Source organism: Arenibacter amylolyticus (assembly GCF_002150785.1).
Lineage (GTDB): Bacteria > Bacteroidota > Bacteroidia > Flavobacteriales > Flavobacteriaceae > Arenibacter > Arenibacter amylolyticus.
In genome coordinates, this window is record NZ_MTAZ01000024.1 from 23,415 (window position 1) to 31,279 (window position 7,865).

The following is a 7,865-nucleotide window of genomic DNA, read 5'->3' on the forward strand; positions in this document are numbered from 1 at the left end:
ACTACACCTCCCGCTTCATAAGGGAAGTACCAAATTGAGCCAACATTTCCTTTTTGGAAGCGTCTATGGGAAGCTGGTCTAAAATGGAGAATGCCTTTTGGGTATACCCCTCAATTTCTTTCAGGGCCTGATCCACCGCCCCCGTTTTTATATACAAAGCCTTTACCGTAGCAATCTTTTCTGAGGGGTTCTCAGGTTTTATGGAAAACAAATGCTCCAACTCTTGTTGTTGAGTAGTGCTTCCCAATTCCAATGCCTTTAAATACAAATAGGTCTTTTTATTCACCATGATATCCCCGCCCACCTGTTTACCAAAGCTCTTAGGATCTCCAAAGGCGTCCAGATAATCGTCCTGCAATTGAAAAGCGATGCCCAAATTTTTTCCAAAATCATAGATATCCTGTTGGACCTGTGAGGACCGATTGGCTATTATAGCGCCCATTTTCATGGCAGCAGCCACTAAGACTGCGGTTTTATACTGTATCATTAATAGGTACTCCGGAATACTTACGTCCGTCCTATTTTCAAAATCCACATCGTATTGCTGCCCTTCACAAACCTCCAAGGCAGTTTTACTGAATAATTGCATCAATTGCTTAAATGTGGCAGCAGGATAACTTTCTAACAGCTGATAACTGTAAATAAGCATGGCATCCCCAGAAAGTATACCCGTGTTTACATCCCACTTCTCATGTACCGTCTGTTTTCCCCTTCGCAGCGGTGCGGCATCCATGATATCATCGTGTACCAAAGAGAAATTATGGAAAACTTCTATGGCCAATGCAGCATCCAAAGCCTGCTTATAATCGACTCCAAAAATATCGGTGGTCATCAGGGTTAGCACGGGTCTTAGCCGTTTTCCACCAAGATTCAATATATAGGATATAGGTTCGTAAAGATTTACGGGCTCTTTTTTCTGCTCTTTACTTTCCAAATACGCTATAAAATCCGATCTATAATGGTCAATGTTTGGCATAGGGATAATTTTTTTCCAAAAATACATCAATCCTTGCAGTATGCACAAAGAATTAATAGGATCTCGCACCCCCTACTCGCTAACACAGGAAAAACCTTGGAAACTTTACTGGTTTCTAAAGTTTCCAACGTATCTTTGCACCCTTATGAAGGAAATTATTTTAGATAAGGCCACGGAGATGTTCTTAAACCTAGGGTTTAAGAGTGTTACTATGGACGATTTGGCCAATGAGGTAGGCATTTCCAAAAAAACAATCTACAACCATTACGAGAATAAAACCAAGTTGGTTCAAGAATGTACCAACCAGTTATTCCATAAAATAAGTGTTGGTATTGAAGCTATTTGTGCTATTGGCAAGAACCCCATTGAGGAGCTATACGACATTAAGAAGTTTGTGATTGTAAACTTAAAGGATGAAAAATCGTCCCCTCAATACCAGCTAGAGAAATACTACCCAAAGATTTCCAGTCAGTTGAAAGCAAAACAACATGCACTAATGCAGAAATGCACTATCAACAACCTGGAACGAGGGGTAAAAATGGGCCTCTATATGGAAGACCTCAATATTCCCTTTGTGTCACGGATTTATATTGCAGGAATTAGCAGCATACAGGACCCTGAAATATTCCCTCAAGAACTTTTCTCTTTTGGGAGATTACAGAGCTACTTTTTGGAATATCACCTAAGGAGCATCACCACCCCAATGGGGAAGAAGATTTTAAATCAAATAATTTATTCGGATCAGTTTTAAAACAAATGGACCATCAGCTTATTGAACCGCAAACAAACTTTTATGAGAAATAGTCTAACCATACTTTTAGTGCTTTGGCTTAGTTGGGCCAATGGCCAAGAGCAAGCGTATAAATTTACCCTGGATCAAGCGGTAGAATTTGCCCTTGAAAATAATTACAATGCCATTAATGCGGGCAGGGACCTAAGGGATGCCGAGAAACAAAAATGGGAAACCATCGCCACTGGTTTGCCTCAAATAAGTGGAGACATCAGCTACCAAAATCAGTTAAAACAACAAGTCTCCTTAATACCTGCCGAGTTTGGAGGGGGAGAGCCAGGCACCTTTATCCCTATCGTCTTTGGTCAGCCACAAACGGCCCGTGCCACAGCTACTTTAAAGCAGCAATTGTTCGACGGTTCCTATATAGTGGGGATCCAAGCTGCAAAAACCTTCCTTAAGTACAGCCAAAACAACAAGGAGAAAACAGATCTGGAAATTCGCAAATCCATTGTGGAAGCTTATGGGAATGTACTATTGGCCCAAGAGAGTATTTCCATCCTCAATAAGAACAAAGCCAATTTGGAGCAGAATTTAATGGAGACTCAAAAGCTTTATGAAAACGGTCTGGGAGAGGAAGAAAGTGTAGAACAGCTACAAATTACCCTATCCTCTATAGATAATCAGTTAAAGAATTCTGTACGTCTCCAAGAGATCACCCTACAAATGCTAAACCTAATGCTGGGCTTGGACATCAACACCCCCACCCAGCTCATGGAAAATCTAAACGATCTGGCACAGCAACAGATTAGACCCGATCTTTTAGAGACCGATTTTGTATTGGACAACAATGTAGATTTTAAAATTGCCACCAATTTATTCCAACAAAGGGAGCTAGAGTTAAAACTACAAAAAAGCATGGCCCTACCCACCCTTAATGCCTTTATAAATTATGGAAGTACTGCCTATAGCGATTCCTTTAATTTTTTGAGCAAGGAGGCAGATTGGTTCGATGCCTCCGTAGTTGGAGTAGATCTTCATATTCCCATTTTTAGCTCTCTGGGGAGAAGCGCCAAGACACAAAGGGCGAAAATTGCGGTAGATAAAGCAAAGACACAACTCTTAGAAACGCAACAAAACCTCAACCTACAATACAAAACGGCGAAAAGCAATTACCTATTTTCCATAGAAGAGTATACCACTGCCAAAGAGAATTTAGGCCTCGCAGAGCGTATAGAGCGCAAGAACCAAATTAAATATGAGGAAGGCCTTGCTTCTAGCTTCGAGCTGCGACAGGCCCAAACCCAATTGTATAATGCCCAGCAAGAATACCTCCAGTCCATGGTAGAGGTGATCAATAAAAAGACCGAATTGGAAGCGGTCCTAAACGTAAAATTATAAAACGATTATCCCGGAATAAACAGCAACTCATGAAAAACGTAACCTTTATAATAGCTGCAGGACTCCTTCTTTTCTCCTGTGGATCGGACAATCAAAAATCCGTAGACGAGCTAATTTCAGAAAGTAATTTAACCGAACTTCGGTCCAAACGAAAGCAACTCTCCGAAGAGCAACAGCTCTATAATCAAAAGATAGAGCGGTTAGACTCCGTCATAAGATCCCTGGAAGGCAATAAGAACTTGCCCTTGGTATCCGTAGTGGAGGCCAATGCTCAACAATTTAATCATTACCTGGCCTTACAAGGCGATGTAAAGACCAAGCAGAATGTATTGATCTATCCCGAGATGCAAGGTACCCTGGAAAAGGTTTATGTAGAAAAGGGACAAAAAGTACGCAAAGGGCAGGTTTTGGCCACTATAAACGATGGGGGCATGTTTAGTCAATTAGAGCAGTTAAAAACTCAGGCAGCATTGGCCAAGACCACATATGAACGCCAACAGCGGTTATGGGACCAAAAGATAGGCTCCGAAATTCAATACCTACAGGCTAAGACCAACTACCAGGCTTCCAAAAACACGGTAGAACAAATGGAAAGTCAGCTAAGCAAATACAGCATTACAGCGCCGTTTTCGGGTATTATAGATGATGTGATCAGGGAACAAGGAACGGTGGTATCCCCAGGTCCGGGTTCGGAGGTATTCCGCATTGTGAACCTATCAGAAATGTATATAGATGTAGAGGTCCCAGAAGCCTATTTGGGAAGTGTGGTAAAAGGCAAGGAGGCCAAGGTGTACTTTCCCATACTGGGAGACAGCATCACTACGTACATAAGACAAACAGGGAACTACATAAACCCCAGCAATCGCTCTTATACGGTAGAAATTCCTGTACCCAATAAAAATGGAGACATTAAGCCCAACCTAACGGCAAGGGTCCTCATTAACGATTACACCAATGAAAATGCGATACTCATTCCCGCTAGCATCATCTCAGAAAATGCGGCTGGGGAGCAATACGCCTTTGTAGCGGAAGACCTCAACGATCTTAATGAGGCGGTGGCAAAGAGGAAAATTATCACTACAGGAAAAACACAAAATGGGATGGTAGAGGTAATTTCAGGAATGGCCCACGGCGATCATATTATTGAAGAAGGCGCACGGAGCGTAAAGGATGGACAGAAAGTAAAAATAATTAATTAGGGAGTCCATGAGCAACTTACAAAAGAAAACAGACAAAGAATTTAAGCTGTCCTCCTGGGCTATAGATAATCCGTCCGTAATATATGTGATGATCGGTATCTTTCTATGGATTGGACTAAAGTCTTACTTTGCTATGCCAAGGGAAGATTTTCCAGAAATCATAGAGACCAAGATCTATATAAGCACCCCCTATCCAGGAAATACGGCCGAGGATATTGAACGTCTAATTACGGATCCCTTAGAAGACCGGCTAAAAAGCGTTAGCAATGTGGTAGAAGTAATTTCTACCTCCCAGGAAGACTATGCGATAATAACGGTAGAATTTGATGAGGAAATCACGGTTGAATCTGCCAAGCAAAAGGTAAAAGACGAAGTAGACTCCGAGAAAGCTAGTGAAGACTGGCCCACTTTTAACGGGGCCAAGGTAGAACCCAACGTTTTTGACCTCAATTTCTCCGAGGAAGTGCCCATTATGAACATAAATTTCACTGGGGATTATCCCGTAGAGAAATTAAAGGAGTTTGCCGAATATCTTCAGGATGAAATAGAAGACCTTCCAGAAATAAAAAAGGCCGATATCCGTGGTGCCCAAGAAAAGGAGGTAGAAATAGCCGTGGACATCTACAAAATGATGGCGGCCAAAGTGAGTTTTGACGATGTAATCCAGACCATAAAAAACGGAAACATGACCATGTCTGCCGGAAATTTACAGGCTAGCGGACAACGCCGTACCATTAGGATACTGGGCGAAGTGGAAGACCCCAAGGAATTGAAGGATTTTGTAGTAAAATCTGAGAACGGGGCCGTCTATCTTAGGAATATTGCGGACGTCCATTTTAGGGAGAAGGAAAAAACAACCTATGCACGTGAATTTGGAGAAAGCGTAGTGATGTTGGATGTTAAAAAGCGAGCCGGCCAGAATGCCATCTCTGCCGCCGATAAGATTAGGGAAATTGTAAAATACAACGAAGCCAATTATTTTCCGGCAGATTTACATATCTCCATTGCCAATGACTCCTCTACCAGAACCCTAAACCAGGTAGACGATTTGGTTAACAACATTATTTTTGGGATTATCCTAGTGGTTACCGTACTAATGTTCTTCCTAGGCTTTAGGAATGCCCTCTTTGTAGGGTTTGCGATTCCCATGTCCATGTTTATGTCGTTTATGATATTATCCTGGTTGGGGTACACACTGAACACCATGATTCTCTTTGGAATGATTATGGGACTGGGAATGTTAGTAGATAATGGGATTGTGGTGGTAGAAAACGTGTACCGTCTTATGGACGAGGGCATGCCAAGGATCCAAGCCACCAAAAAAGGAATCGGGGAGATTGCCTTTCCCATCATTATTTCTACGGCTACCACGGTGGCTGCCTTTGTACCACTAGGGCTATGGCCAGGTATTTTTGGACAGTTCATGATATTTTTCCCCATTACCCTCTCTGTGGTTCTAGGGTCTTCCCTATTTGTGGCCATCTTTATGAACTCCATGCTGGTAAGCAAGTTTATGGATACAGATGAGAAGGAACTCACCGTAAAGCAGCTCATTCGCATTAGCATCATTTTAGGAGGCTTTGGACTGCTGATTTTACTTTTTGGCGGAGCGATGCGCGGATTTGGATCCGTAATGATCCTTACTGCAGCCATGTTCTGGGCCTATAAATTCCTAATAAAACGATGGGCCAACCGATTCCAGAGAACCACCATGTCTCGCTTCGAAAACTGGTATGAGAAACGATTGGTGCACGCCTTGCGCGGTAAAAATGTATACTGGTACTTTGGAATCACCGCCTTTCTACTGGTAGGGGTATTCATGTTGTTTGGAGTATCGGTAGGAAGTGGACGTACTAAAATTGAATTCTTCCCAGACAATAGACCCAATGAGATCTATGTCTATATAGAATACCCCGAAGGCACCTCCATTGAAAAAACCAATGAGTTAACACTGGCCGTAGAGAAACAGGTCTACGACATCATCAACAGTGAGGAATACATGGACAATGGCGAGAACTTTATGGTAACCTCGGCCGTTTCACAAGTAGGGGAAGGAGCGGGCAATCCGCTTACCGATGGAGGATCTGCCGCCGAAATGCCGCATAGAGGAAAGATCACCGTGAACTTTAGCGAGTTTAAATACCGTAAAGGATTAGACACGGAGGATATCCGAGCTAAAGTTCAGAATGGATTAAGCGGTATTTATCCCGGAGTGGCCATTTCCGTAGAGAAAGATGCCAATGGCCCCCCAGCAGGTTACCCCATCAATATAGAATTGGAAGGCAAGGATTATAACGAGCTGATAAACACTGCGGAAAACATTAGAAACTTCATCAATTCCAAAAATATTGCAGGAATAGAGGAGATTAAAATTGATGTTAACAAGAGTAAGCCCTCCATGCAAGTATTGGTAGACCGAAAAAAAGCGGGAGAATTGGGTGTTGCCGTGGGACAGGTAGGCAACCAATTGCGAAGGTCTATTTTTGGTGAGAAAGCGGGCGTATATAAGAAGGATGGGGACGATTACGATATCAATGTGCGTTTTAATGAGGACCTCCGTTACAACAGAAGTGCCCTTTTTAATCAGAATATCATCTTTAGGGACCAAGCTACGGGACAGATTAAGGAAATTCCAATATCTGCCATTGCTACGGAAAAAAACACCTCTTCCTTTAGTGCTATAAAGCACCGAGACGGGAAGCGTGTGGTAACGGTTTACTCCGGACTACAACCCGGCTTTACCGATGCGGCGGCAATCGTTGCCGAAATACAAAAGGAAATGGAGGAGTTTAAGGACCTGCCTTCGGGAGTGAAAATTGATTACACCGGACAGATTGAAGAGCAGAACAAACAGATGCTCTTCCTTGTTGGTGCTTTCTTTACTGGATTAGGATTAATAATGTTGATTCTGATCTTTCAGTTTGGTGGCATTTCCAAACCCCTGATCATTATGATCGCTATTTTCCTCAGTTTAATTGGTGTTTTTGGAGGAATCATGATTACCGGCTGGTCCTTTGTGATTATGATGACCATGATGGGAATTATTTCCCTGGCCGGAATTGTGGTAAACAATGGGGTGGTCCTATTAGATTACACCCAAATATTGATAGACCGAAAGAAAGTAAAACTAAATCTGGACGACGATGCCCTTTTAAACAGGGAACAGGCAACGCAAGCTATTATTCAGGGAGGAAAAGCAAGGTTACGCCCCGTAATCCTTACGGCCATTACAACGGTGCTTGGACTAATTCCCTTGGCGATTGGACTCAACATAGATTTCTTCGCCTTGTTTACGGACTTCAACCCCAATATCTACGTAGGGGGGGATAACGTGGTATTCTGGGGGCCCCTGGCATGGACGGTGATCTTTGGATTGATCGTAGCTACCTTCCTCACCCTGATTATTGTTCCTGTTTTATTCCATATTACCTATAGAATAAAAATTGCCCTATGGCGCAATAAGGTACATCACAAGGCGGAACCCACCGCCCTGGAGGCTACCCCGTAAAGCACAAAGCGAGCAACTTTCAATTGCTCGCTTTATTTTTACCAGTAAATG

Annotated in this window: 5 protein-coding genes; 4 read left to right on the forward strand and 1 reads right to left on the reverse strand. The window is 42.7% G+C overall.

Features of this window, described 5'->3' with window-relative positions; genetic code table 11:
- Position 1: 1 nt before the first annotated feature.
- Positions 2-976: a polyprenyl synthetase family protein gene (locus tag BV214_RS10625; protein WP_086477487.1), complete on the reverse strand. Its 975-nt coding sequence runs from the start codon at positions 974-976 to the stop codon at positions 2-4.
- A gap of 40 nt (positions 977-1,016) precedes the next feature.
- Here BV214_RS10625 and BV214_RS10635 point away from each other — a divergent pair, with 40 nt between their 5' ends.
- The 4 genes from BV214_RS10635 to BV214_RS10650 are packed head-to-tail and all read left to right on the forward strand — an operon-like array spanning position 1,017 to position 7,814.
- Positions 1,017-1,727, forward strand: a complete 711-nt coding sequence (locus tag BV214_RS10635; protein WP_317045178.1) for a TetR/AcrR family transcriptional regulator — start codon at positions 1,017-1,019, stop codon at positions 1,725-1,727.
- Between the two features lie 42 nt (positions 1,728-1,769).
- Entirely contained in the window at positions 1,770-3,107 is a 1,338-nt protein-coding gene (locus BV214_RS10640; RefSeq protein WP_086477490.1) for a TolC family protein, read from the forward strand.
- A gap of 29 nt (positions 3,108-3,136) precedes the next feature.
- Positions 3,137-4,306 carry an efflux RND transporter periplasmic adaptor subunit gene (locus tag BV214_RS10645; protein ID WP_086477491.1) on the forward strand — a complete coding sequence of 390 codons (1,170 nt, stop codon included), beginning with the start codon at positions 3,137-3,139 and terminating at the stop codon, positions 4,304-4,306.
- 7 nt (positions 4,307-4,313) lie between these two features.
- Entirely contained in the window at positions 4,314-7,814 is a 3,501-nt protein-coding gene (locus BV214_RS10650) for an efflux RND transporter permease subunit (protein WP_086477492.1), read from the forward strand.
- The last annotated feature ends 51 nt before the right edge of the window (positions 7,815-7,865 follow it).

Excerpts from the sequence above, each read along its gene's own strand:
- BV214_RS10635 (WP_317045178.1), top strand. The coding sequence starts at position 1,017 with ATGCACAAAGAATTAATAGGATCTCGCACCCCCTACTCGCTAACACAG.
- BV214_RS10645 (WP_086477491.1), top strand. The coding sequence starts at position 3,137 with ATGAAAAACGTAACCTTTATAATAGCTGCAGGACTCCTTCTTTTCTCC.
- BV214_RS10640 (WP_086477490.1), top strand. The coding sequence starts at position 1,770 with ATGAGAAATAGTCTAACCATACTTTTAGTGCTTTGGCTTAGTTGGGCC.
- BV214_RS10625 (WP_086477487.1), bottom strand. The coding sequence starts at position 976 with ATGCCAAACATTGACCATTATAGATCGGATTTTATAGCGTATTTGGAA.
- BV214_RS10650 (WP_086477492.1), top strand. The coding sequence starts at position 4,314 with ATGAGCAACTTACAAAAGAAAACAGACAAAGAATTTAAGCTGTCCTCC.